General features: G+C 64.5%; 23 protein-coding genes. 8 read left to right on the top strand and 15 right to left on the bottom strand.

What is annotated here, in order from left to right; translation table 11 throughout:
• Window positions 1-2 precede the first annotated feature (2 nt).
• The 4 genes from BXY53_RS09255 to BXY53_RS09270 all read right to left on the bottom strand — a co-directional run bounded on the left by BXY53_RS09255 (window position 3) and on the right by BXY53_RS09270 (window position 3,883).
• Entirely contained in the window at window positions 3-1,202 is a 1,200-nt protein-coding gene (locus BXY53_RS09255) for a phage portal protein (RefSeq protein WP_210209181.1), read from the bottom strand.
• Window positions 1,203-1,406: 204 nt separating this feature from the next.
• A complete protein-coding gene (locus BXY53_RS09260; protein ID WP_119061535.1) occupies window positions 1,407-2,756 on the bottom strand; it encodes a DNA-packaging protein in 1,350 nt (449 codons plus the stop codon).
• Complete coding sequence (locus tag BXY53_RS09265) at window positions 2,689-3,171, bottom strand: hypothetical protein (RefSeq protein ID WP_119061536.1); 483 nt, start codon at window positions 3,169-3,171, stop codon at window positions 2,689-2,691. The genes BXY53_RS09260 and BXY53_RS09265 overlap by 68 nt, the downstream gene beginning before the upstream one ends.
• Before the next feature lie 196 nt (window positions 3,172-3,367).
• Window positions 3,368-3,883: a YcgN family cysteine cluster protein gene (locus BXY53_RS09270; protein WP_425359185.1), complete on the bottom strand. Its 516-nt coding sequence runs from the start codon at window positions 3,881-3,883 to the stop codon at window positions 3,368-3,370.
• 124 nt (window positions 3,884-4,007) lie between these two features.
• Here BXY53_RS09270 and BXY53_RS09275 point away from each other — a divergent pair, with 124 nt between their 5' ends.
• The 4 genes from BXY53_RS09275 to BXY53_RS09290 all read left to right on the top strand — a co-directional run bounded on the left by BXY53_RS09275 (window position 4,008) and on the right by BXY53_RS09290 (window position 8,053).
• Window positions 4,008-6,179, top strand: a complete 2,172-nt coding sequence (locus BXY53_RS09275; RefSeq protein ID WP_119061538.1) for a transglycosylase domain-containing protein — start codon at window positions 4,008-4,010, stop codon at window positions 6,177-6,179.
• 71 nt (window positions 6,180-6,250) lie between these two features.
• Complete coding sequence (locus BXY53_RS09280) at window positions 6,251-6,811, top strand: DUF1214 domain-containing protein (RefSeq protein ID WP_147361538.1); 561 nt, start codon at window positions 6,251-6,253, stop codon at window positions 6,809-6,811.
• Window positions 6,808-7,461 carry a DUF1254 domain-containing protein gene (locus BXY53_RS09285; RefSeq protein ID WP_119061540.1) on the top strand — a complete coding sequence of 218 codons (654 nt, stop codon included), beginning with the start codon at window positions 6,808-6,810 and terminating at the stop codon, window positions 7,459-7,461. The genes BXY53_RS09280 and BXY53_RS09285 overlap by 4 nt, the downstream gene beginning before the upstream one ends.
• 64 nt (window positions 7,462-7,525) lie before the next feature.
• Complete coding sequence (locus BXY53_RS09290; RefSeq protein ID WP_147361539.1) at window positions 7,526-8,053, top strand: hypothetical protein; 528 nt, start codon at window positions 7,526-7,528, stop codon at window positions 8,051-8,053.
• Here the strand turns inward: BXY53_RS09290 and BXY53_RS14365 are convergent.
• From BXY53_RS14365 to BXY53_RS09330, 8 genes are all read right to left on the bottom strand, one after another.
• Entirely contained in the window at window positions 8,026-8,172 is a 147-nt protein-coding gene (locus BXY53_RS14365; protein WP_280985258.1) for a GDCCVxC domain-containing (seleno)protein, read from the bottom strand. The two genes, BXY53_RS09290 and BXY53_RS14365, sit on opposite strands and share 28 nt — an antisense overlap.
• Before the next feature lie 85 nt (window positions 8,173-8,257).
• A complete protein-coding gene (locus tag BXY53_RS09300) occupies window positions 8,258-9,520 on the bottom strand; it encodes a threonine ammonia-lyase (RefSeq protein WP_119061542.1) in 1,263 nt (420 codons plus the stop codon).
• Window positions 9,521-9,552: 32 nt separating this feature from the next.
• Window positions 9,553-10,560, bottom strand: coding sequence for a porphobilinogen synthase (gene hemB, locus BXY53_RS09305; RefSeq protein WP_170144387.1), 1,008 nt, complete (start codon window positions 10,558-10,560; stop codon window positions 9,553-9,555).
• A gap of 172 nt (window positions 10,561-10,732) precedes the next feature.
• Window positions 10,733-11,410 (bottom strand): LutC/YkgG family protein, encoded by a 678-nt coding sequence (locus BXY53_RS09310; RefSeq protein ID WP_170144388.1) that lies wholly within the window; start codon window positions 11,408-11,410, stop codon window positions 10,733-10,735.
• Complete coding sequence (locus BXY53_RS09315; RefSeq protein WP_119061545.1) at window positions 11,410-12,858, bottom strand: LutB/LldF family L-lactate oxidation iron-sulfur protein; 1,449 nt, start codon at window positions 12,856-12,858, stop codon at window positions 11,410-11,412. The genes BXY53_RS09310 and BXY53_RS09315 overlap by 1 nt, the downstream gene beginning before the upstream one ends.
• Window positions 12,855-13,655, bottom strand: coding sequence for a (Fe-S)-binding protein (locus BXY53_RS09320; protein ID WP_119061546.1), 801 nt, complete (start codon window positions 13,653-13,655; stop codon window positions 12,855-12,857). Before BXY53_RS09320 ends, BXY53_RS09315 begins: the two co-directional genes overlap by 4 nt.
• Before the next feature lie 141 nt (window positions 13,656-13,796).
• Window positions 13,797-14,231 (bottom strand): c-type cytochrome, encoded by a 435-nt coding sequence (locus tag BXY53_RS09325; protein ID WP_119061547.1) that lies wholly within the window; start codon window positions 14,229-14,231, stop codon window positions 13,797-13,799.
• Between the two features lie 137 nt (window positions 14,232-14,368).
• Window positions 14,369-15,319 (bottom strand): LysR family transcriptional regulator, encoded by a 951-nt coding sequence (locus tag BXY53_RS09330; protein WP_119061548.1) that lies wholly within the window; start codon window positions 15,317-15,319, stop codon window positions 14,369-14,371.
• Between the two features lie 193 nt (window positions 15,320-15,512).
• Between BXY53_RS09330 and BXY53_RS09335 the strand changes: the two genes are divergently transcribed.
• From BXY53_RS09335 to glcF, 3 genes are read left to right on the top strand one after another with little or no spacing between them, the layout of a single operon-like run.
• Entirely contained in the window at window positions 15,513-16,958 is a 1,446-nt protein-coding gene (locus BXY53_RS09335; protein WP_119061549.1) for an FAD-linked oxidase C-terminal domain-containing protein, read from the top strand.
• Window positions 16,939-18,177, top strand: coding sequence for an FAD-binding protein (locus BXY53_RS09340; protein ID WP_245410400.1), 1,239 nt, complete (start codon window positions 16,939-16,941; stop codon window positions 18,175-18,177). The genes BXY53_RS09335 and BXY53_RS09340 overlap by 20 nt, the downstream gene beginning before the upstream one ends.
• Window positions 18,178-18,184: 7 nt before the next feature.
• Window positions 18,185-19,549 carry a glycolate oxidase subunit GlcF gene (gene glcF / locus BXY53_RS09345; protein ID WP_119061550.1) on the top strand — a complete coding sequence of 455 codons (1,365 nt, stop codon included), beginning with the start codon at window positions 18,185-18,187 and terminating at the stop codon, window positions 19,547-19,549.
• Here the strand turns inward: glcF and BXY53_RS09350 are convergent.
• From BXY53_RS09350 to BXY53_RS09360, 3 genes are all read right to left on the bottom strand, one after another.
• Window positions 19,546-21,234 (bottom strand): DUF262 domain-containing protein, encoded by a 1,689-nt coding sequence (locus BXY53_RS09350; RefSeq protein WP_119061551.1) that lies wholly within the window; start codon window positions 21,232-21,234, stop codon window positions 19,546-19,548. The two genes, glcF and BXY53_RS09350, sit on opposite strands and share 4 nt — an antisense overlap.
• 120 nt (window positions 21,235-21,354) lie before the next feature.
• Window positions 21,355-22,224 carry an anti-sigma factor family protein gene (locus tag BXY53_RS09355; protein ID WP_119061552.1) on the bottom strand — a complete coding sequence of 290 codons (870 nt, stop codon included), beginning with the start codon at window positions 22,222-22,224 and terminating at the stop codon, window positions 21,355-21,357.
• Window positions 22,221-22,799 carry an RNA polymerase sigma factor gene (locus BXY53_RS09360; protein WP_170144390.1) on the bottom strand — a complete coding sequence of 193 codons (579 nt, stop codon included), beginning with the start codon at window positions 22,797-22,799 and terminating at the stop codon, window positions 22,221-22,223. Before BXY53_RS09360 ends, BXY53_RS09355 begins: the two co-directional genes overlap by 4 nt.
• Window positions 22,800-23,241: 442 nt before the next feature.
• Between BXY53_RS09360 and BXY53_RS09365 the strand changes: the two genes are divergently transcribed.
• A complete protein-coding gene (locus BXY53_RS09365; RefSeq protein ID WP_147361540.1) occupies window positions 23,242-24,096 on the top strand; it encodes a hypothetical protein in 855 nt (284 codons plus the stop codon).
• Window positions 24,097-24,116: the final 20 nt, after the last annotated feature.

The raw sequence follows: 24,116 nt of genomic DNA on the forward strand, positions 1-24,116 counted from the left end.
GTTCAGCCCGCGTCCGCCAGCGTATCGCCGTCTTCGACCGGGCCGTAGCCGATCGCGGCGCGCTTCTCGTTCACGGTGAGGAAGGAGGCGTTCTCGACGCGCTCCCACAGCGCCGCGCGCTCGGTGGACAGCGCCTCGACACGATCGAGCGCAGGTCGCAGCACCAGCGCCTCGCCATAGGCCGGGGCAAGCCAGCCGCCAAGCGCCTGCAGCGTGCGGTTCACCATCGGCAGCACGGTCTGACGCCAGAAGCTTCGGTTGGCCTCCTGGAAGTTCGAATAGGTGTTGTCGCCGGGGATGCCGAGCAGCATGGGCGGCACGCCTAAAGCCAGCGCGATCTCGCGCGCAGCCAGGTTCTTCGCGCTGATGAAGTCCATGTCGCGCGGGCTCATCGACATTGTCTTCCAGTCCAGCCCGCCTTCCAGCAGCATTGGCCGGCCCGCATTGCGCGCCCCCGCATAGGTCGCCTCGAGCTCGGTCTTGAGCCGCTCATACTGTTCTTCGCTCAGGTGGCCGTCCCCGCCCGAATAGACCAGCGCCCCTGAAGGCTGCGCGGCATTATCCAGAAGCGCCTTGTTCCAGCCTGAGGCGGCGTTATGGATGTCGATCGCCATTGCGGCGGCCTCCAGCGGGCTCATGCCGTAATGGTCGTTGATTGGGTGATACTGTCGCATGTGCAGGATCGGGCGGATGCCGTCGACCTCCTGCTCGAAGCGCAGCGTCTGCCCGTCGGCGTGATACTCATAAGCACGAGGCCAGCCATCTTCGCCCGGTACGATGCGCATCCGGTCAGCGCGCAGTACATGCAGCTCCCGCGGCTGCCCGTCGAGCGTCACGCCTTCCATATAGGCGTTTCCAGAGATCAGAAGCGAGCCATACCACGCCTCGAACAGGTCGGGCGCGCACTCCGCGGCGTTCGGTCGTGCCAGCAGGTCGAGCAGCGGGTGGCTTTCCAACTCATCCGCGCCGTCGAACAGGCGTATCGGCACCGACGCGGCGGCCTCGGCAATCATCCGCACCGAGCGATAAACCACGGGGTTCTTCATGAACCCCTCGCGGGCCATCGCGCCGATATTGCGCGGGGACCAGACCGGCTGGGCGTGCCCCTGTAGCGCGAGAAACGGTCCCGTCAGGCTGCCCCGGCGCTCTGGCGGCGCTGCGCCGTCCAGCCATCGCTGAAGCGCATCCTTTATTAGACTCATCACACCTCTCGATGTCTTGGTTCCAGGATTGGGCGCATGCACAGGGGCTTGGCTCTCCGTCATGCCCGTGCTTGCCCGTCCCCGGACAGCGATCCGGGGAACACGGGCATCCAGTGCTTTGAGCGTTTCGCGCCGCTGCCTGGGTTGCCGGGTCAAGCCCGGCAACGACGAAACCTGAGCCAATGCGATCTTGCGCAAACAAAATTAGAAGCTGCGCAGGCGCGGCGGCTTGGATGTGTCGAGCATCAGATCGCTCAAGGCCCAGACCAGCGCGTCGACACGGTCCGGGCTGCCGTGCTCCAACCCGTCGGGGCCGAAAACGCACATCTCGTCCTCCAGCGCCGGAAAGACGCCGGCGTGGGACACCAGCCCGCGCTCGTAAAGCGCCGCGACCGGCTCGGCCCGGGCGTATTTGCCCCGTCCGGCGCGCACCTTGCGGATCGCCGCGTGCGGCGCGACCTGCGCGAGAACGTCGGCCACCAGCTCGCCGCCCTGGTTGACTTCCGCGACGATGCAATCCGCCTCAAGACTGTCGTAGAGCCGCGCCGCTGCGCCCGCCCAGACCGTGGGCCGCGCGCCCTGAATCGTTGCGTCTGCCAGCACATACGCCCGGCCATCCGCGCCACGCCCCGCCGCGATGATCCCGCAGGCATCCGCGCCCTGCCCGCTCGTCACCGGCGGATCGACCGCCACTACGACCCGCGAAAGAGGGGGCGGCGATGTTACCCGCGCCCCCTCAATCGCGTCCCGCTGCCAGAGGCTGTCCGAGCGATCCTCGATGACCTCGCCATCAAGTTCCTGGCGGCCAAGCCGCGTGCCCCGATAGCGGTCGATGATCGCCTCAAGGAAAGCCGGCGCGAGATTTGCGGCATTTGCCGATGTGGCCGCGCGTGTGACCGCCGTTTTCGGGTCGGCCAGCAGCCGCTTGAGCAGCGGGATCGGGCGCGGCGTCGTGGTCACCACCTGGCGCGGGCGCTCGCCCAGGCGCAGGCCGAATTGCAGCATGTCCCAGGCGTTCTCCGCGCGGGGCCACTTGGCCAGCTCGTCGCACCAGGCGGCGTCGAACTGTGGACCGCGCAGGCTGTCCGGGTCGCTGGCCGAGAATAGCCGGGCGCGCGCGCCGTTGGGCCACTCAACTTCATGCCTGGCCTTGTGAAACCGAGGGCGCTCATCCGGCGCATGAATGCGCATCAGGCCCGATACGCCTTCGACCATCACCGCGCGCGCATCATCCAGCGTGTCGGCCACAAGTGCGATGCGTCCTGCCGGTCGCTGGGCAAACGGCGCACGCCCCAGCGCAACGCCCCGCACCCACTCGGCCCCGGCGCGGGTCTTGCCGCTGCCGCGCCCGCCCAGCAGAAGCCAGGTCGTCCACGGCCCGCCACCTCGCGCCGCTGGAGGCGGAAGCTGATCGTCCCGTGCCCAGATCTGCCAATCATGCAGGAGGAAGCGAATTTCGCGGGCGCTGAGCGACCCGATAAAGGTGTCAGTCAGCGTGCTCGTGGCGCAGCCGGTCAAGGCGTCGCGCAAGGTCTTCGCGCAAGGCTCGCGCATCGCCGTTCAGATCGCTGCCACCGGTTGACGCCCCGCCGGCTTTTTCGTCGAGCGCGCTGAGCCGCTCAAAAAGCCGCACCATCGTATTGAGCGTACGTGTGTCCCGTTCATGATCCGCTGCTGTTTGCGCGCCCTCGTTCAATCGCGATTCGAACTCGCTCATCTTCTGCTCCAGCGCCTGATAGAGGCGGGCGACCAGCGCCTGGCGCGCGGCGCGCGGGCCGCGCCGGCGATAGCGCCCGCCGCCAGAGCCGCCCGCGCGACCACTTCGCAGCGGCCAGCTTTGTTCCCGCGCCCGTACATAAAGTGCCTTTCGGGTGATTCCGTATTTCGCGCAAATCTCGGCCACCGTGAGCTCGCCTGCGGCGTAATCCGCGGCGATAGCGGCCCACTTCGAGGAAGCGTCCTCGTTCATTCACGACCGTTCTGAAGTGGAAACAAAGGGCGGGAGCGGTAAGTTAGCGGCACGACCAGTTACAGGCCTGCCGCCTCGCCCCTGAACCGCGCCCGTCAGGCGCAACTCTCGCGATGTATCATGAAGCTATCAAAACAGCGGCACGCTGTCAATTGCAAAAACACGTCTCCCGTAATTTTTTTGCGCCAGCCGCGATTCAGCGGCGCTTCCGTGCCCGCCGCTTCACCACGCGGCGCGCCGCCGCTCGTCCCTCCCGCGGCCTCATCGCATAGTCCTCGTAGTTGCGGCCGGCCGCCTTCGTCTCGCTCATCGCGATGTGGCGCACAGAGATGCCGGCCTGATGCACGGTCTCGGGATCGCCCGAGCGCAGCGGATGCCACCAGTAAAGCCGCTTTCCTTCAGCGCGCAGGCGATAGGCGCATGTGTCAGGCAGCCAGTCCAGGTCCCGCGCGGTCTGCGGCGTCAACCGCACACAATCCGGCACCTGTTCATGACGATTTGCATAGTCGGAGCAGCGGCAGGCTCCGATATCGAGCAACCTGCAGGCAAGCCGCGTATCGATGCGCGCGCCCGTTTCTTCGTCCTCCACCTTCACGAGGCAGCAGCGACCGCAGCCGTCGCACAGCGACTCCCACTCTTCTTCGGTCAACTCTTCCAGCGCCTTCGTCTCCCAGAACGGGGCAGAGCCGGAAGATGAGGGTGGCGCATCCACCATTGCTTATCCTTCTGGGCGGGCCATTGACCGGGGATGTCGGCAGATCGGCCTTTTGTTTACCACTTCCTTCACAGTATAAAGCGTATAGGTCACTCGCAAACAGCAACCGGACCGCAAGCCCGTGCGCGACTGGATTTTCAAGCCGAACCGCCGCCACCGCCTGGTCGACTGGTGGGCGCTCGATGCCTGGGTGGATTCCAGCATCTACGCGCTGTGGGTCCGCTTGAAGGAGGTCTGGGCGGCCTACTCCAATTTCTTCGGCCGTTTTCACGTCTCCGGGATGCGCAAGGTCGCGGCCGAGTTCGCATCTGAAGGCGCGACGCTGTTCGTGCTCGGTCTCGCCGTGCTGCTGTCTTTCGCCATTCCCGCGATCGACGCGACGAACAAGGCCGGTTGGCGCACGGCTTCGCAATACAGCGTCACCTTCCTGGACCGCTACGGCAACGAGATCGGCAAGCGCGGCATCCTGTTCTCCGACGCTGTGCCGCTTGAGGAAATCCCGGACCACCTCATCAAGGCCGTGCTGGCAACCGAGGACCGACGCTTCTTCGAGCATTTCGGGCTGGACTTCATCGGCACCTTCCGCGCCTTGCGGGCGAATATCCAGGCCAATGACGTGGTCCAGGGCGGCAGTTCGCTGAGCCAGCAGCTCGCAAAGAACCTGTTTCTCTCTTCCGAGCGCACGCTGGAGCGCAAGATCAACGAGGCCTTTCTCGCGCTGTGGCTGGAAGCACGGCTGACCAAGCGCGAAATCCTGAAGCTTTATCTTGATCGCGCCTACCTGGGCGGCGGGGCGTTCGGCGTCGAGGCGGCCTCGCAATTCTATTTCGACAAGTCCGTGCGCGAGATCAATCTGGCCGAAGCGGCGATGCTCGCAGGGCTGTTTAAGGCGCCATCCAAATACGCGCCGCACACCAACCGTGCTGCTTCGCTTTCGCGCGCAAATACCGTGCTGTCGAACATGGTCGATGCCGGCTTCATGACAGAGGGGCAGGTGCACGGCGCACGACTTAACCCGGCGCAAGTCGTTGACCGGACGGATCATTCCAGCCCCGACTACTTCCTCGACTACGCTTTCGAAGAGGTCCAGCGGCTGATGAAGGGCAAGGATGAATATGTCCTGGTCGCCCGCACCACGGTGGATCCCGAGCTGCAGAAATATGCCGAAGAGGCTGTCACCAGCACGTTGGATCGGTACGGACGCTCGCGCCGGGCGCGGCAGGCGGCGCTCGTCTCCATGGAAACGGACGGCGCGGTGCGCGCGCTGGTCGGAGGGCGCGACTATGGCGAGAGCCAGTTCAATCGCGCCACCGCCGCTCTGCGTCAGCCGGGCTCATCCTTTAAGCCTTACGTCTACCTGACAGCGCTCGAAAACGGCTACACGCCGCGCTCCCGCGTCGTGGACAGCCCGGTCTATTGCGGCCGCTGGTCGCCCAAGAACTATTCCGGCGGCTACCGCGGCGCCATGAGCATGGAGCGCGCGCTCGCCAAGTCTATCAACACCATCGCCGTGAAGCTGTCGCTCGATGTCGGGCGCGAGAAGGTGCTGGAAAACATCAAGAAAATGGGCATTGAGGGGCCGCGGAAGAGCTGCTCGATGGCGCTCGGCGACACCGGCATCACGCCGCTGAGCCATACCGCCGGCTATGCGCATTTCGCCAATGGTGGCAAGCGCGTGCGCCCCTACGCAATCACTGAAATCCGCACCGAAACCGGCGAGGTCATTTATGATCGCGATCGCGACGAGCCGGAGCCGCGGCAGATTTTCGAGCGCGAGAAGGTCGAGCAGCTCAACCGGATGCTGAACACCGTCGTGACGGCAGGCACCGGGGGCCGAGCCCGGCTTGAGTTCACGCATGTTTCCGGCAAGACCGGCACCAGCTCCAGCTATCGTGACGCGTGGTTCATGGGCTTTACGGGCAAGTACGTCACGGGTGTGTGGTTCGGCAATGACAGCTATCGCCCGATGGGGCGGGTCACGGGGGGCAACCTCCCGGCGATGACCTGGAAGGAGTACATGCAGAAGGCCCACGCTAATTATGACATCCCGACCATCCCGGGCCTGGATCCGCACCCCGTGCAGATCGAAACACGCCAGCGCATGGCCGAGCTGCAGGCCGAGGACCCGACTCTCGGGCGCAGCGAACGCGCCACGCGCAGCATGCCCGAGGAAACGCGGGTGATGCTCGAAAACCTGATCGAGATGTTTGACGAGGCCGTCGGCACGACGCCGGACCGAGAGGCCGACGCCCAGGAGGGCGCCGAAACGCCCAAGCGCGAGGCGCGACTGTAAATGCGCGGGCACGCCTCCAGGCAAGCACGAAGAAGAACCGAAACACCGTGAACCTGATCCTGAACTTCGTCGTGTTTACCGCCATTGCGTTGGCCGTCGGCCTCGGCTCGGCTTGGCACATGGTGGATCAGGGATCGGCTCTGACCACCCTTCGGCACGGCCCCTGGACCGCCTGGTACGCGGCAGGCGACCCCGAAGCGGACCCCTACACCAAGGCCCGGGTAGCACGATCCGGCCGGCTACCAATCGTATCGACCACCACGATGGAGTTCGTCGCGCGCAGTGACGCCGAGGGGGAGCCGCTCGAATCGGGGTGCCATTACCGCATCCGCGTGCCGAAGGTGCCCGCACTGTGGTGGAGTCTCGCGCTTTACGACGCCGAGGGCCAGCTAATCGACAACCCGGCGGACCGGCACGCCTTCTCAAGCAAGAACGTTCTGCCCGGCAGTGACGGGGCCGCGCAGATCGCTCTGGCGCCGACGCCGCGCGCCGGCTACTGGCTGCCCACGGGCGAAGATCGCAACCTCATGCTGGTATTCCGGGTGTTCCGGCCGTATGACACCGCCGATCTGGCCAGCGGCGAGATGCCCGTCGCGATCCTGCCGAGCATCGAACGGGTGGACTGCGCATGAAGGTTTCGTGGTTCACCATCGCGGCCGGGCTGGTTGCGGGCGCCGTCATCCACATTGCGGCCGTACTCGGCGCGCCTTACCTCGCCCGGCAGGACGCCTGGAACCGGCTCGCGCAAATATCAGAGCTGAACCAGATTTACGTCATGCCGCCGGGGGCGCCGGAGGTCGTACCGTTGCCGCTCGCCGCGCCAGATGTCGGCTATGGCTTTTGCCGCTTCGACCTCAGCGAGGGCAACGTGGTGTTCGAGTCCAAGGTGCCCAGCCCGATCTGGAGCGCGGCGATACATACGCGCCACGGCGATAACTTCTACGTCATCAGCGGCGCCGACATTCAGCGGGATCGCATCCGGATGCTGCTCGTCCCACGCGAGCGTCTCGCCACCGAAGCCAGCGCCGAGATCACGGCGCGGGGCGAGGAGCAGATCATCGTCATCAGCCCGGAGATGCAGGGAACTATCACCGTGCGCGTCCCCAACCCCGGCAAGCCCTTTACGCAGCAGACAATCGCTGCGCTGCAGGCCGCGCAATGCGGCCCGGAGGAGGCGATCGACATCGCGCCCGAGCGCAAACAGACCCCGCCTGGCTTCCCGCCCCTGCCTGCGCCGCGTGTGCCGGCGATCATGACGCTGAGCGGCGGCATTATCAATTAGGTGCCCCTTGAGCAGGTCGCGTCCGCTTATTCGCTGGTGGCATATCGCGGGGGCGCTCGCGCTTGTGGCGGTGCTCGACGTCTACGAACTGGCCGTGACGATTCCCGCCCTGACGGCTTTTGCCGACGCGCCCATTTTCGACATGCGGATCAGCGGCTATGGCCACGCCGAGGCGGTGGCGTACATTGCGGCGCTAGGGACAGACGGGAATTGGTTCTATCTTACCCGACACGTGCCGCCTGATACCGCGCTCGCGCTCGTCGAGGCCGTCGCGATCACCCTGATTATCCTACGGGTTACCCGGCCCGGCGCGCGCTTTGCTCTGCCAGTCCCGCCCGCCGGCCGACTGGCCATGCTGGCGGCGCCGACCCTGATGCTTCTCTTCGATCTGGGGGAGAACGCGCTGGTCGCGCACATGCTCCTTACGGCCGCGCCGGGCCCAACACTGGTGGCGATGGCCTCAACGCTGACGCAGGCGAAATGGGTCGCGATTTCACTCGCGATAGCTCTCGCCATCGTCCTTCCGGCATCTGCCCTGTTGCGCGGACGCAGGAGACAAGTGACTCACCCGCAGCAGGCGTCGCCCCGCTGAACGGGCGGGCAGTCGATATCACCATATGAGCAGAACACGCAGCAGTCGCCGGCTTTGGGCCGAAAAATCGCGCGGCAGCGTGTGCACTCGTGGAAGTAAACGCAGGCATTAAGCGGCATTTCGAGCCGCTCGCGGTGCCCGCAATGCGGGCACGTCAGGACGGCCGCGGTGCGGAGATCTTCGTTTTTTATTCCGCAAGGATCATCAATAGTTGCCAAACTCCCAGCCAGTCTGGTCGCCAAGCCGCTCGACCTTGTAACCAAGCTCCTGGATTTGCGCCATCAGCTTCTCGGCGTGGGCGCGATCCTTGGTCTCCGCGCAGATATCGAGGATCGCCCCCTTCACCGGCACGTTCAGGAACATGCGCCGGTGCGTGACCTCCAGGATATTCGCCTTGTTCCGCCCGAAGCAGGCCGTGATCTCAGCCAGAACGCCGGGCTGGTCGGGAATCGTGATGCGCACCGAGAGGATCTTGCCGTCGCGCTCAAGCCCGCGAACCATGATCGAGGCGAGCGTGCGCGGGTCGATATTGCCACCGCAAAGGACCAGCCCGACTTTGCGCCCCTCGAATCGCTTCGGCTGGCTCATGACCGCGGCCAGGCCGGCCGCCCCAGCGCCCTCCGCCATCGTCTTCTGGTCCGAGGCATAGGCGCATATCGCCTGCTCGATGGCCTCCTCAGAGACCAGCATGATATCCGACACCAACTTCTCGACGATCGGCTTGGTGTGCGCGCCGGGCACCTTGACGGCAATGCCTTCGGCCAGCGTCGGGCCCCCGAACTTCGGCTCCTCGCCGCGGAGCGCGCAATACATCGACGGGAACGACTCGACTTCCGCGCCAATGATCTTGATGTCCGGACGCGCATCCTTGAGCGCGATCGCGGTACCGGAGATCAATCCGCCGCCGCCGATCGGGATGACCACGCAATCCAGGTCCGGCTGATCTTCCAGAATTTCCAGCCCAACCGTCCCCTGCCCGGAGATGATGAGCGGATCATCGTAGGGATGAACCAGCGTCAGCCCCTCGTCCGAGGCGATGCGCTCGGTTTCCTCGCGCGCGTCGTTCAGCGTCTCGCCGGCGAGGATCACGCGTGCCCCCAGGGCCTCTGTGTTGCCGACCTTCACGAAGGGCGTGCCTTCCGGCATGATGATCGTCGCGGGGATACCAAGCCGACGCGCGTGGAAGGCGACCGCCTGTGCATGGTTACCCGCAGACATCGTGATCACGCCCCGTGTCCGCTGCTCGTCGGACAGTGACATCATCTTGACCAGCGCGCCGCGGTCCTTGAAGGAGCCGGTCGCCTGCAGGTTCTCGTACTTGATGAAGATTTCAGCGCCGCAACGATCCGACAGCCTGGGCGCGGCGATCATCGGTGTGCGCAGCACGTTGTCCCGCAAGATGTCCTGAGCCGCGCGAATATCCGCGACCGTGATGGCGCTATCCTCAGCTGTTGCCGCTTCTGCCATGGCCGCTTCTCCCGGCGGTTTGTGGGCGTTCGTCACGCGACCCCGCCCGTGTCGCGCAGCGTGGTGGCGACATCGTGGGCGAAATAGGTCAGGATTCCACTGGCACCGGCGCGCTTGAAGGCGAGCAGGCTTTCCAGCATCACCCGGTCCTTGTCGAGCCAGCCGTTCTCGGCGGCCGCCATCATCATCGCGTACTCGCCAGAGACTTGGTAGGCGAAGGTGGGCACCCCGAAGCTTTCATGCACGCGGCGCACGATGTCGAGATACGGCATCCCCGGCTTGACCATGATCATGTCCGCCCCCTCGGCGATGTCGAGTTCAACCTCGCGCAGCGCCTCGTCGGTATTGGCGGGGTCCATCTGATAGGTGCGCTTGTCGCCCTTCAGCGTGCCTGAGGAACCCACAGCGTCGCGGAACGGCCCGTAGAAGGCCGAGGCGTATTTGGCGGCATAGGACATGATCATCGTCTTGGTCAGACCCGAGTCCTCCAGCGCATGGCGGATCGCGCCGATGCGCCCGTCCATCATGTCCGATGGCGCGATGACATCGCAGCCGGCTTCCGCCTGAACAAGCGCCTGTTGGATGAGCGTTTCGATCGTGAGGTCGTTGACGATCTCCGCGCCGCGCATGATGCCGTCATGACCGTGGCTGGTGTAGGGGTCGAGCGCGACATCGCAGATCACGCCCATCTCCGGGACCGCCTGCTTTACCGCGCGAACCGTGCGGCAGACCAGGTTCTCGGGGTTCACTGCCTCACTCGCGGCGTCGTCGCGCAAAGCGGGGTCCGTGTTCGGGAATAGCGCCACGGCCGGAATGCCGAGTTCGGCGGCGCTTTCAACCATGCGCACGGTCTCGTCGATGCTGCGCCGCGCGACGCCGGGCATGGATGGCACGGGATCAACCTGGTTCTCCCCGTCGATGACGAAGAGCGGCCAGATCAGATCCGCCGCCGTCAGCACATTCTCGCGGACCAGCCGACGTGACCAGTCGGCCTGACGGTTGCGGCGCATCCGCGTGGCGGGAAAGCCGGAAGCCGGCATCTCAGGCGCGCCCTGCGTGGCGGGCGGCGCAGATTTCAAAGCCGGTGAGACCTTGTCATGCATGGGACGAACACTGCCGATTATTGAGCCGAAGCGGAAGTTTAGGCGTGATTGGTAGCACTGCCGACGTGAGTGCGCAAACGAAGATGCGCCAAAAACGGTCGCTGCGGGATCAGCCGATAATGAACACCACGAGTTCCTTCGGCCCGTGCGCCCCCTTGATGAGCGTCTGTTCTATGTCGGCGGTGCGGGAGGGCGCGGAGATCATGTTCACGGTGCGCGGCAGCCGGCGGCGGCCATATTGCGCGCGCAAGCGGCTCCAGGCTTTCTCATAGGAGCCGACAATGTCCTCGCGCCGGATCGCGATCATGTGCAGTTCGGGCAGGAAGTTGAGCGTCGAAGGGTTGTCCGCGCCCGAAGCCAAAAACAGCGTACCCGTTTCCGCCGCCCCGGCGAGCGCGCGGCTCAGGCTGGCGCAGTCGTCCGGCCGGGCCGGGCCGGTAAGCCGTTCCAGCCCGCTGGTGCCGTTCCATGTCATTTGCTCGAACATCTCGTCCGCACCTGTGCGCACGCGCTGAGGCAGGTTTCGCCGTAGCAACTCCAACGCCACCGCATCAGGCAACTCGTCCGGCCTGGCGAGTTCCTTCACCTGGGCGTTCTGCTTTTCCAGCATGGCGATGAACCGCTCGATCAACGCGTTGGCGTCGCCGCGCGCCCGCTCGGGGATCGGGCCAGCCTCCGGTTGCTCCAGCCGCCCCCGAACACGCCCGCGCCGTCCGGCCTCGTCACCGCGCACGTTGAGTGCCTTGCGGATCGCGCCCAGAATCTGTTCGCGCGCCTCCTCGGCCATCAGCGTTTCCCTCGCACCCGGCGCTTGCGCTGCGCGCGTTGATGCGCCCGCCAGCGCGCCTGAAAGGTCTGCCCCGACGGCGCAGGCAGGTCGCGATGTGCGGTCCAGCCGCCGGCCAACGGCAGCCATGAGAGACGACCGCGCTTGCCGCCCAGCCGCGCCAGTGCCGCGATCGCTGGACCGGCGAAGAGACGGTAAAGCCTCGGATGTCGCGCGAAGAACGCCCATGACTTGAGCGCAATGCGCGGCAACAGGCCAGTGCCGCCGGCATCATACTCACGTTCACGCCAATGGCGCATCATCTTGGGCAGCGGAATACGAACCGGACACACCTCCTCGCAGCGCCCGCAGAAGGTCGAAGCGTTTGGCAGATGCCCGGCCTCCTGGACGCCGATGAGCGAGGGGGTCAGCACCGCCCCCATCGGTCCGGGATAAACCCAGCCATAGGCGTGCCCGCCGACGGCATTATAGATGGGGCAGTGGTTGAGACAGGCCCCGCAGCGGATGCAGCGCAGCATGTCCTGAAAGACCGTGCCGAGCATGTCGGTGCGGCCGTTATCGACCAGCACAACATGGAACTGCTCGGGGCCGTCCGGGTCGCCTCGGCGGCGCGCGCCCGTCGAAAGCGTCGTGTAAGCAGTAATGTCCTGCCCCGTCGCCGAGCGCGCCAGCACGCGCAAAAGCGTGTTCATGTCCTCCAGCGTCGGCACCAGCTTCTCGATGCTCGTCACGACGATATGCACGCGCGGCAGAAGCTGGGTCAGGTCGCCGTTGCCCTCATTCGTGACGATCACCGACGAGCCAGTCTCAGCCACTAGGAAATTCGCGCCAGTTATCCCGACTTCCGCGCGCAGGAACTTCTCGCGCAGGACCGAGCGCGCCTCGCCGACAAGCGCGGACGGCTCGTCAAGCTGGCGATCAGCCGGCAGATGCGTGTGCTTCGCGCGAAAATCCGCGATCACCTGGTCCTTGTTGAGGTGGACTGCCGGCGCGATGATATGACTCGGCGGCTCATGCCGGTTCTGGATAATGTATTCGCCCAGATCGGTCTCGACGACCTCCAGCCCTGCGCCTTCGAGCGCCTCGTTCAGGCCGATCTCCTCGGCGACCATCGATTTGCCCTTGGTGACGCTCAGCGCAGCGGCGTCGCGGCAAATCCAGGTGATGATCTCGTTGGCGTCCTTCGCGGTCGCGGCCCAGTGGACCTGCCCGCCGGCCTCGGTGACCTTGCGCTCGTACTCCTCCAGATAGAGGTCGAGGTGCTCGATCGTGTGATCCTTGATCGCCTTCGCGCGATCACGCAGCGCGTCGAACTCGGGCAACGCATCGCGGGCGCTGGCGCGTTTGTTCACGAAGCCTTCGCCGATGTTCCCCAGCGCGCGCTGAAGCTGCACGTCGGTAAGGGCGCGAGCGGCATTTTCCTTGAAGTGGTGCGAGGTTGGCTTCATTCGCGCGCTCCGGCAATGGGCGGTTCGTCGGTCATGTCGGCCAGCACTTCAGCGATATGGCGCGCTTCGAGCGGGCGGCCCTCGCGCGCCGCCTTGCCAGCAATGTTGAGAAGGCACCCGAGATCGCCACTCAGCACCAGCGGGGCGCCGGTCTCGGTAAGGCGGTCAACCTTGTCGCTGACCATCGAGTTGGAGATATTCGGGTACTTGACGGAGAACAGCCCGCCAAAGCCGCAGCAGACCTCGGAGTCCTTCGCTTCGCGCAGCTCCAGCCCATCCACCGATTCGAGCAACTCGCGTGGTTGCTGCTTGATGCCGTTCTCGCGCAGACTCGAGCAGCTGTCGTGATAGGTCACCGCGCCTTCGTGGCGCGCATTGACGACGTCGATCTGCATCACGTCGCGCAGGAAGGCGATCAGCTCATAGGTCTTCGCGCCGAATCGCGCCGCGCGCAGCCGCATGTCAGGATCGTCGTGGAACAGCACCGGATAGTGCTTCTTCAGCATCCCGCCGCAGGAGCCGGAAGGCACGACGATGAAGTCATAAGGCTCGAACGCCTCGATCACCTTCCGCGCGATGGCGCTGGCGTCCGCGCGGTCGCCCGAGTTGTAGGCCGGCTGGCCGCAACAAGTCTGCGCGTCAGGAACTTCGACGCGGCACCCCGCCTCCTCCAGCAGCTTGACTGCGGCGAAGCCGACGACCGGACGGAACAGATCGACAAGGCACGTCGCGAAGAGTGCGACATGCGGAGACTCAGGCACGGTTCTGGACGTTTTTCCGATATCCAGCGTGGTCATCGAAAGGCCCTTTCAGCCAGTGGCCTAGAGCGTGGCGAAACTTCCCGTCCGACGCAAGCGGCACGACGTCCCTGCGATGCGCACGAAAAAGGCCCGGACGCGCCGGGCCTTCTCCGCTGGACGTATTTGCGCGCCGTTTGCTTACGGCGAATAGGTGCTCTCGGCGTCGTCGTTTTCCGGCTCGTCATCATACTGCTTCAGGTAAGCGATGACGTCCGCACGATCCTCCGCGTCACGCAGACCGGCGAAACCCATCTGATTCCCCGGAATGTACTGGCGCGGCTGCTCCAGGTAGGCCGAAACAGTCTCGTCGTTCCAGACAAGGCCGTCTTCTCCAGCGCCCTTCATCGCGTTGGAGTAGCGATTAAACGCCTCATGGGTGCCAGCCTGGCGACCAAACAGATCATTGAGCGGCGGGCCAACGCGCGGCTGGGCGTTCTCACCAACCATGTGACAGGCCTGACAGCGACGGAATACCTTTTCACCAGCCTCCGGGTCGCCGTCCTGCGCCAGCGCTGGCGTGACACCCGTGACGATCGCCAGCGTCGTCGCGCCGATAAATGTCTTAAAACGCATGAGGTTCTCCCAATCGGTGTTTTCTGGTCGTTCGACGTGGATGGAATGCGATCCCCTTCCTCGGACCGGAAAAATCTCCACAGCGATGTCAGCGATACACGACTATCGCAAATGAACGTTTACCCGCCACCGTGGCATCATGTCGCCGCAACGGCCCGCGGCGTCGGGGTCCGATAGGTGTATTTTTCGATATCCGGTGCGTCAAATCCCACGTTTTCGTACGCGGTTTCGAGAAAATCGAGGAACACCCGTTGCTTTGCTGGGACGAATTCGCGGCAGGGATAAACCGCATAGATGGCCACGCCGGGTGTCTCCCGGTATTCGGGCATGAGCGCGACCAGGTCGCCGCGCCGCAAATGCTCGGCGATGTCCCACACCGCCCGGAACCCGATTCCCGCCCCGCCGACAATGGCTTCACGCACGACATCGCTTGAATTCGTCCGCAGCCGACCGGATGCGCGCACCGTTTTTGGACCTTCGGGCCCATGGAGGCGCCAGGTGCGCCCGTCAAACGTCGAGATGCAGTCGAACTTGTCCAGATCCGACAGGGTTTCCGGGACCCCGGCCCGGGAAAGGTAGTCCGGTGCGGCGCACAGCACCTTGCGACACGGGGCAAGCTTCTTGGCGACGAGGCTGGAATCTTCCAGCTCTCCGACATGGATGCACACATCCAGCCCGTCGCCCACAACGTCCATACCGGCATCCGATACTGTCAAATCGACCTGAAGGTCAGGATACGCCGCCAGAAACTGGCCCAGGTAGGGTGCCACATGCCCGCGCGCAAAACTGCTTGGCGCGCCCACGCGCAGAATGCCGGTGGGGTGGTCATTGCCCTGAGACGCGAAGGCTTCGGCTTCCTGAATGCCGCGCAAGACATCCGTAATGCGCTGATAGAAACCCTCGCCGGTTTCAGTCAGCCGGATCTGGCGGGTTGTACGCTGGAACAAACGGACGCCAAGACGACGCTCCAGATGGCCGATGCGCTTGCTAATAACGGCCGGCGACAGGCCCAGTTCGCGCCCAGCCGCCGACATGTTGCCAGCCGTGACGACACGCGCGAAAATCTCGAGGTCACTGATCGGTATCAACTCAGCCCCGTGAAAACTGTTACATTCTTAGGCAGCATAAACCGGCGAGCGGTTGTATACAACTCCTTGCGCGCAGCCGGACAGCTTGTCAAGTATGAGACAACGCCTTGGCCGCCGTGCCCAAGCGCCGCTCTGGATTCGTGGCGGCTGAAAGTTTAGTATAATGAAGGGATATTTCAGGGAGGCATGGGCCATGAGCGGCATCCAACTGCCCGAGCCGGACACGGGCGTGCTCGACCGGCGCGACGCACTCGTCGCCGGGCTGCAAAGGGTTTCGCCGAACGTCGTCACCGACCCGATCGGACTTGAGGTGTTTGAAGCGGATGCGCTGACCGCGTACCGCAACGTGCCACTGGCCGTCGTGCTGCCGACATCGACCGAGGAGGTCTCGCGCGTTCTGCGCTTCTGCCACGAGAACGATCTGAACGTGCTGCCGCGCGGCGCGGGCACCTCGCTCAGCGGCGGCGCGCTGCCGATGAAGGACACCGTTGTCGTCGGCATCAGCAAGATGAACCAGGTGCTGGACATCAACCTGGATGACCGCGTCGCGCGGGTGCAGACCGGTATCACCAACCTGGGCATCTCCAACGCCGTCTCGGAACTCGGCTTTTTCTACGCGCCCGACCCCTCAAGCCAGCTGGCCTGCACGCTGGCCGGCAACATCGCCATGAATTCCGGCGGCGCGCACTGCCTGAAATATGGCGTCACGACCAACAACATCCTCGGCATGACCGTCGTCATGATGGACGGTGAGATCGTCGAGTTCGGCGGCGATTTCCTCGATCCGCACGGCTATGACTTCCTGGGCCTGATGACCGGATCGGAAGGGCAATTCGGCATCGTGACCGAGGCGACCGTTCGCATCCTGCCCAAGGCCGAGGGTGAGCGGCCCATGCTCATGGGCTTTAATTCTGCGGAGGACGCCGGCGGTTGCGTCGCGGCGATCATCGGCGCAGGCATCGTGCCGGTAGCGCTGGAATACATGGACCGCCCTGCCATCAAGATCTGCGAGGACTTCGCGGGCGCGGGTTATCCGCTTGATGTCGAGGCCCTTTTGATCGTCGAGGTTGAAGGCTCGGAAGAGGAAATCGCGGACCTGTTCGGGCGCATCCGCGAGATCGCCAAGGACTTCAACCCGACCGAGATGCGCGAAGCGCAGAGTGCCGAGGAAGCGGCAGCCATCTGGCGCGGGCGCAAATCGGCTTTCGGCGCGATGGGCCGCATTTCGGATTACATGTGCATGGACGGCGTGATCCCGTTGAGCACCCTGCCCAAGGCGCTGTCCGAGGTCAGTCGCATTTGCCAGCATTACGGGCTGGGGGTGGCCAACATCTTTCACGCCGGCGACGGCAACCTGCACCCGCTCATCATGTTCAACGCCAACGACCCGGACGAAAAGGACCGCGCTGAGCGCTGCGGCGGCGATATCCTTGAGGCCTGCGTCGAGCTCGGCGGTTGCCTGACTGGGGAACACGGCGTTGGAATCGAAAAGCGTGACCTGATGACGACCCAGTACAATCGCACCGATCTCGAACAGCAGATCCGGGTCAAGACAGTGTTCGACCCGGACTGGCGCTTGAATCGCGGCAAGGTGTTCCCGCTCGACATGCAGCCCGGGAATGGCAGCCCCCATGCTTGACGGGTTCATGCCCGGCTCGGAAGACGAGCTTGCCGCCTTCATTGCACACTCCGCGGAGGCGCAGACGCCCGTGGAGGTTTGCGGCAACGGCACCAAGCGCGCCATTGGAAGGCCGGTCCAGACCGCCGGAAAGATCGGCACCGGCAACCTCACCGGCGTGACGCTCTATGAGCCGTCAGAGCTGGTGATCGCCGCGCGCGCCGGCACGCCGCTTTCCGAGGTCGAGGCCTTGCTTGACGAACACAACCAGATGCTCGCCTTCGAGCCGGCTGACATGACGCCGCTGACCGGCAAGAGCGACGTGGCCGAGCCGCCGACCATCGGCAGCGTCTTTGCGACGAACACGTCCGGCTCACGCCGGGTCCTGCGCGGCGCCGCGCGCGATCATCTGCTTGGCGTTCGCGCGGTCAACGGTCGCGGCGAAACAATCAAGTGGGGCGGCCGCGTGATGAAGAACGTCACAGGCGTCGACCTCGCGCGCGGCTTGTCCGGGTCCTGGGGCACGCTGGCGGTAATGACCGAAGTCACCATGAAGGTGCTGCCCAAGCCGGAAGACACGCGCACGCTGATGCTGTTCGGCCTGCCGGACGAGGCGGCGATTGCACTTTGTTGCGCAGCGATGGGCACACCCTACGAGGTCTCCGCCGCCATCCACATCCCGGCTTCGATGGCGGCGCGGCTAAGCAACCAGGAACTCGGTGGACTGGGCCGCGCGATCACCGCGCTGCGGCTGGAAAACTTTCCCGAGTCGACGCAGGCGCGCGCCGAAAAGCTGGAACAGCAGATCGGAACCTTCGGCGAGGTCTACACCATCGGCAACGAGCCATCGCTGGAATTCTGGCGCGATGTGCGCGAGTTGCGTTTCCTCACCGGCAGCCAGTTCCCGCTATGGCGCATCACGACCGCGCCGAGCCGGGCCGTAGGCATGGTCAATGCGATCCGCGCGCAACTCGACTGTCAGGCGGCCTATGACTGGTCGGGCGGGCTGGTCTGGCTGGAGCTGGCACCGTCGCGCGATGCGGACGCAACCGATCTGCGACGGATCATCGCGGATTTCGAAGCGCACGCCACCCTGATCCGCGCGCCGCTGGCAATGCGTTCCGCCGTCGAGGTGTTTCACCCGCTGCCGGCCGCGAACATGACGCTGTCGCAGAAGCTCAAGGCCGCCTTCGACCCCGCCGGCATCCTTAATCCCGGCCGCATGTATCCAGAGGTCTGACGACGACATGGAAACCGAATTCAAGCCCGAACAGCTTGTCGACCCCAACATCCGCGAGGCCAACCAGATCCTGCGTAGCTGCGTGCATTGCGGGCTGTGTACCGCGACCTGCCCGACCTACGTGCTGCTCGGCGACGAACGCGACAGCCCGCGCGGGCGCATCTACCTGATGAAGAAGATGTTCGAGGGCGGGCACGACGCAACGCCCGAAGTGCGCACGCACATCGACCGCTGCCTGTCCTGCCTGTCCTGCATGACCACCTGCCCCAGCGGCGTCGACTACATGCATCTGGTCGACAAGGCGCGCGTGCATATTGAAAAGACCTCGCGCCGGCCGCTCAAGGACCGGCTGATGCGCAAGCTGCTCGCCGCTGTCGTGCCCTACCCGTCGCGGTTCCGCTGGTCGGTGCGCGGGGCGAAACTGGCCAAGCCGTTCAAGGGGCTGATCAGCGCGCTCGGGCTGAAGGAGCTGCGCGCGATGCTCGACCTCGCGCCCGGCAGGCTGCCGTCACGGCGCGGCCCCGCCTACGGCACGATCGCCCCCGAAGGCCCGCGCCGCGGCCGGGTGATCCTGCTGCGCGGCTGCGCCCAGACCGTTCTGCGTCCGCAGATCAATGACGCCGCGATCCGCCTGCTCACGCGTAACGGGATCGAGGTGGTGATGCCGAAGGCCGAAGGCTGCTGCGGCGCGCTGGTGCATCACATGGGCCGGGAAGCCGACGGCATGGCGCAAGCGCGGCAGAACATCGACGCCTGGGAGAGCGTCATGGCCGACGGGCCGGTCGATGCCATCGTGATCTCGGCTTCCGGCTGCGGCACGACTGTCAAGGATTATGGCCACATGCTCGCGCACGATCCCGAATATGCCGAGCGTGCGGAGAAGGTCGCCGGGCTGGCCCGCGACATCAGCGAATATCTGACCGAGATCACCCTTGATCCGCCGACGGCCTGGACGGACATCAAGGTCGCTTATCATTCCGCCTGCTCCATGCAGCACGGTCAGCGCATCACCAAGCAGCCGCGCAAGCTCCTGAGCGATGCGGGCTATTCGGTACTGGATATCCCGGAGGGGCATCTGTGCTGTGGCTCGGCCGGAACCTACAACATGCTGCAGCCGGAGATTTCCGGCCTGCTGAAAAAGCGCAAGCAGGACAACATCGCCAAGACGAAGCCTGACTGCGTGGCAACCGGGAATATCGGCTGCATGACCCAGCTCGAAGGCCCGGATCAGCCGCCGATCCTGCACACCGTTGAACTGCTCGACTGGGCGCATGGCGGGCCGTGCCCGGAGGAGATCAGACATCTGAGCCATCGACGTCGGACGGTGCAGTCGCTGTTCACGCCCGATGTGCCGCTTGAACGGGTCAGCTAGGGGCACCGCCAGATCTTGATCGCGAGCCCGGCCATCCAGTTTTGCCGGCGGCCTATCGCATCCGCCGTCCAACGCGGCTCGTCGGCGATCATCCGCGTGATCTCCAGCGCCTCCTGTGCGAAAGCGTCGCGCTTCACCTCATATGGCTGGTTGCCAAGCTCACGGTTCAGGTTGGTCGTCAGCAGCGTCATGTTGCCCAGCCGGTGCACATATTTCTCCGGACCGCCAGGGAAATCCTTCCGCTCGACCGTCCAATTGCGCTGAAACCGCTTGGGCAGGATGTGCTCCAGATCGGTGATCGGGTGGCCTTGGGCCGCTCCATCCACGCCCGAGATCTGGTCGTTCAGCTTGTTGAGGACATAGCGCGCCAGCCCATTGTAGCGGATCGCCCTGCGCGAAAACGCCGAATGAAACTGGCTGTCATCGGGATAAAGCGGGCTCAGGAACTGGCGGAAGATTTCCTCAGCGTCAACGCGTCCGCTCTCGCGGATATGCTGCGCCGCCGCGATCAACACGGGCAGCAACGCCGACGGGCTAAGGTTGCAGATCGTCGTGTAGCGAAAGGTGAAACTGATCAGCATGTCGAGCAGATCGGGAAAGCCCTCGCGGTCCGTCTCAAGCGCCGCAAGCAACACGACAAAGATCTGGTCCGATCTCAGCAGCCGCAGGCAGTCAATCCGCTCTCGCAGCCAGGGCTGGCGTTCCGGACCGTAGGCGGCCCAGATGCGGCTGTTCGGGTCGCGCAGCGAGTCGTAATACTCTGACGCCGAACACAGCTCCTCCGTATAGGCGGCCACGGTCTGAGGTGTGCTCACCGCCCGCTTGATGTCGGGATAAAGCCCCGCGCGGCTTGTCATGCCACGGCTTGACAGCCAGTGATGGCGCACGAACTTCAACAGCCGCTCGCCGCCGAGATTCCCCTCGATCGTCTCCCAGTCCGCCTGCGTGTCTTTCAGATGCGGGCCGGCAGCCGCCAGCAGGTGGTTCTTGAGTAGGTCGGATTCCGACAGCGACAGGCCGCGATCGTTCAGCGTCTCAAACAGAACAAAGGCGTCGTAGTCGCTGCGCACATCCAGCCGGATGATATAGATTTTCTCGTCAATCGCCTTCAGAACCGCGCGGGCGAGGTCTTGGGGGGTCCAGTCACGCGCGGTGAAGCTCTGCAACTGGCGATGCATGAAGCAGAAGCAATCGGCAAGCAGGCGGTTGGACAGCGGCAGGGAGTCGTCCCGGCGCATCCGCATCAGCTCATCAACGCGGCTCTCGCCTACGATGTAGCGGTCGTAAAAGCTGCGGTCGGCGCGGTTGAGCATGATACGCGGCGCAACGGCATCGGCGGCGGCATCGTCGGCAAGGAGAAAGGCGCGCACGAGCTTCTCCACGCCCTCGGACTGATCCCCTTCGGCAAGGATGCTGCGCAGCGCCGCGAGCAGGATGGAAACCGTGATCAGCCGCTGCTGGCCGTCAATAACGATCGGCCCCTCAGGGTCGCAATGCCGGACGACGATCGCGCCGAGAAAATAATCGCCGTCATCTTCCGCAAAAATGTTGAAGATATCACGCCAGAATATTTCGACGTGGTCTTCATCCCATGAATAGTGACGCTGGAAGCGGGGCACGACAAACGCCCTCTCGCCTCGGAGAAACCGCCCGAGGGAGGTAACTTCACTCGAAACAGGCGCCATGACGCCATAGCCTTTTTCTCAATACGCAAACCTCGAAAGTCTTATCGGTTACCATATTGAGACAGGCAGTGGCGACCAAAAAGCCGCTCTGTGCACAAGCTGAGCGCGTGGTCCGAGCGGCTATTCCGCCTTCATCTGTTTCATGGCGACTGCGGCAAGCGCCCGCAAGCCGGTCTCTGGAAGCTTGCCGGAGATGACGTAACGGACGCCATCCTGACTCCAGTGCACGGAGGTGACCCCACGCTGGCTGACGGCGGAGAGCCCCGCTTCCGGCCCGCCCGACATCACGTACAGCGACACCAATCCGCTGTCCGCGCCGGCATAGCTGAGCTGCATCATGCGGCTGCCCCTATAGCTGAGCACCTGGCCGCGGCGAAACGTCAGCGCATGATCCGGGAAGCTGGGCACCTTCAGCGGCTTGTTGAGGATACGCGAAAGCTGCAGCTCGACCAGGTCGCGGTTGGTCTGGCTTTCGGGATCGGCGGCGATCGAGCCCGTGGTAAAATGGGAATGCAGTCGCGCGACATCCGCGGCCCACTGGTTCGCCGGTGCGGGCACTCGCGCGTCGATCTTCTCGACGGCCGGATCGCTGTTCAACCGCATCCACTTGCCGGCGCCATAACCGATGACCGCGGCGAGAACCGAAAGAACCCCGGCCCAGAGCAGCAGTTTCGCCAAAGAGCGGCGCGGCGCTTTGACAGGCGGCTCGCTACTTTCGGTGTGGAGTTCAATACCCTGCGCCGGCGCCTGGGCGGACTGGCCCTGCGGACTGCGCGCCTGGGCCGGGCGCTGGGGGCGCGACGTACTGCGCGTGCGCCGCGCCAGCGTCTCGAAGGTCTGGATAAGGTAGCTCTGGCTCGTCTTGAGGCGTTCGACGCGCGCGCGCAACTCGTCACTGGCGCCGACCATGCGCTCGACCGACTGCGCCTGCGGCCTCCCGAGCTGGCCGTCCAGATAGGCCAACAGCAACTCATCGGAAAGCTGGCTCATGCCACCTGCCCCGCTGCCTCCTGCGCCGCGCCGGTTTCGGCATCGGCGGTTTGTGCCTCACCCTGCGCCGGAGCGCGGCCATCGCGACGATCCAGCCAGTGACCGACCGCGACATGCCCGCGCGCAACCCGCGTCATGACGACCTGGACTGTGGTGTCGAACACCTCCGCCGCCTCGTCATAGGAAAGCCCTTCGCCATAGACCAGCAGCAGCGTTGCACGCTGCTGCGGCGGCAGGTCGGCGATGACCTGCGCCAGACCCTTGTGGCGCGCAGCGGCGTCGGGCGTATTCGCCGGCAGCGCGAAGCAGCGTGGATCGGCGCGACCCGCTGTCTCCGGCGCTGCGTTTGCGGTGCGCTTCATCCAGAGCGCATGCGCCTCGCGGTAGGCTTCGAGCATCAACTCTGCGGGCGCGCGTTCCGTATCCTCGCCGCCCTTCAGATTGGCAATCGCAGCCTGCGCCAGCCCGGCTCCCGCACGCATCGACCCCGTCAAGGCGATGGCAAAGGCGCGCAAGCGCGGATAAAGCCAGCGTTCGCTGCTGGCAGCCGTCACGGCATCACCTGCTCCGCTCATCATTCCACCTGTTCGCCCGCATTTGAGGAAAAAGGATCACTGATAATTAAGGCGAGTGTAGGAAGATAAGGTTTACAACTTGTGAACGTGCTGTGGGCGGCAAGTTAGCGTGGCGATATCGGCTGGGGACAGCCACAAGAACCACTTGCCATCTATTCGCCGCATTGCCGGTGTTTTTTAAACCATGGAGAAGCATAACAAGACGACACTGAGAAAGTTACGATGAATGGGGGACACCGCCGAAGCGTTTTCATCCACGTCAACCTCAGTAGAAACGGGGTGGAGCGGCGGTTTTTACTGTATGGGTGCCCGTTGAAGCAACACCGAATCGCTCAAGGCCTGACCCAGGCTGCGACGAACGGAGTTTGTATCTGATTCCCGGCGTGAGACGGACACTCCAGTCATTTCTCGTAATGGTACTAGAGAGGCAGGACCTTTGAGCTTGAACACACACTCGCTGGAGCGCCAATCCGCGCGCGATGACGCGCATTCGGCACCAAGGCAGCGCCCGCGTCTCGCACAGCGCAGGCAAGCAGCGGCCGGCAAACTGAAATCGGCCATCGGAGCGGCAAAAGTGCGGGCCCGCCCGAGCGGCGCTGCCAAGTCTGCCATCCGCGGCGCGCTTGCCACTCCAGGCACCTTGCGCCGCGCCTATCTGCGCATGCTGGCGCCGGCGCATATGCTCTATCGGGACCGCCACGTCGAAAAGTTGCTGTTCAAACCGACCGCGGAAAACCCGTTCAAGACACTCCGCCACGCGGATGCCGAGACGGTTTATGACGGTCCGACACCGGGCCAGGTCTTCGACTGGGTCATCCAGGATCTCGACGTGACTCTGCGCGAATGCGCCTTCTTGGATTTCCGCGCGGGCAATGCGCGCACGCTGCTTTACGCAGCGATGCACGATTTCGAGCGCGTCATCGGTTATGAATACACCGAGGCCGCCTATGATGACGCGCAACTGAATGTCAGCCAGTTCCCGCGCACGTACATGAAATGCCGGGACGTCGAGGTGCGGCGGGGCGACCGCGGCGACATCGTGATCCCCGATCAGCCGCTGGTGCTGTTCTTCCCGAATGCCGCCAAGGAGCGCTTTCTCTCGCTCATGCTTGATCATGTCTCCGCGTCTTACCGGGCGAATCCGCGGCGTATCTACGTCCTGATGGAAAATGCCGGCGAGACCGGTGCCGAGGGCTGCGAGGACATCTTCGAGGAGATCAAGTTGCCGGTCGCGACGCGGTTGAAGCTCAAGCTCTTCAGCCCGGTGGATATCCGCGTCTATCGCTCGCTCGTCTGACCGGCTTACGAAATCGTCAT

The sequence above is a fragment of the Dichotomicrobium thermohalophilum genome, from assembly GCF_003550175.1.
In the GTDB taxonomy this organism is placed as follows: Bacteria; Pseudomonadota; Alphaproteobacteria; order Rhizobiales; family Rhodomicrobiaceae; genus Dichotomicrobium; species Dichotomicrobium thermohalophilum.

What these genes read in the sequence shown, in the direction of transcription:
- BXY53_RS09260 (WP_119061535.1), bottom strand. Translation starts at nt 2,756, where the DNA reads ATGCGCGAGCCTTGCGCGAAGACCTTGCGCGACGCCTTGACCGGCTGC.
- BXY53_RS09255 (WP_210209181.1), bottom strand. Translation starts at nt 1,202, where the DNA reads ATGAGTCTAATAAAGGATGCGCTTCAGCGATGGCTGGACGGCGCAGCG.
- BXY53_RS09310 (WP_170144388.1), bottom strand. Translation starts at nt 11,410, where the DNA reads ATGGCCGAGGAGGCGCGCGAACAGATTCTGGGCGCGATCCGCAAGGCA.
- BXY53_RS09320 (WP_119061546.1), bottom strand. Translation starts at nt 13,655, where the DNA reads ATGACCACGCTGGATATCGGAAAAACGTCCAGAACCGTGCCTGAGTCT.
- glcF (WP_119061550.1), top strand. Translation starts at nt 18,185, where the DNA reads ATGGAAACCGAATTCAAGCCCGAACAGCTTGTCGACCCCAACATCCGC.
- BXY53_RS09285 (WP_119061540.1), top strand. Translation starts at nt 6,808, where the DNA reads ATGAAGGTTTCGTGGTTCACCATCGCGGCCGGGCTGGTTGCGGGCGCC.
- BXY53_RS09360 (WP_170144390.1), bottom strand. Translation starts at nt 22,799, where the DNA reads ATGAGCGGAGCAGGTGATGCCGTGACGGCTGCCAGCAGCGAACGCTGG.
- BXY53_RS09315 (WP_119061545.1), bottom strand. Translation starts at nt 12,858, where the DNA reads ATGAAGCCAACCTCGCACCACTTCAAGGAAAATGCCGCTCGCGCCCTT.
- BXY53_RS14365 (WP_280985258.1), bottom strand. Translation starts at nt 8,172, where the DNA reads ATGCCGCTTAATGCCTGCGTTTACTTCCACGAGTGCACACGCTGCCGC.
- BXY53_RS09300 (WP_119061542.1), bottom strand. Translation starts at nt 9,520, where the DNA reads ATGGCAGAAGCGGCAACAGCTGAGGATAGCGCCATCACGGTCGCGGAT.
- BXY53_RS09350 (WP_119061551.1), bottom strand. Translation starts at nt 21,234, where the DNA reads ATGGCGCCTGTTTCGAGTGAAGTTACCTCCCTCGGGCGGTTTCTCCGA.
- BXY53_RS09325 (WP_119061547.1), bottom strand. Translation starts at nt 14,231, where the DNA reads ATGCGTTTTAAGACATTTATCGGCGCGACGACGCTGGCGATCGTCACG.
- BXY53_RS09355 (WP_119061552.1), bottom strand. Translation starts at nt 22,224, where the DNA reads ATGAGCCAGCTTTCCGATGAGTTGCTGTTGGCCTATCTGGACGGCCAG.
- hemB (WP_170144387.1), bottom strand. Translation starts at nt 10,560, where the DNA reads ATGCCGGCTTCCGGCTTTCCCGCCACGCGGATGCGCCGCAACCGTCAG.
- BXY53_RS09265 (WP_119061536.1), bottom strand. Translation starts at nt 3,171, where the DNA reads ATGAACGAGGACGCTTCCTCGAAGTGGGCCGCTATCGCCGCGGATTAC.
- BXY53_RS09340 (WP_245410400.1), top strand. Translation starts at nt 16,939, where the DNA reads ATGGCAGCCCCCATGCTTGACGGGTTCATGCCCGGCTCGGAAGACGAG.
- BXY53_RS09335 (WP_119061549.1), top strand. Translation starts at nt 15,513, where the DNA reads ATGAGCGGCATCCAACTGCCCGAGCCGGACACGGGCGTGCTCGACCGG.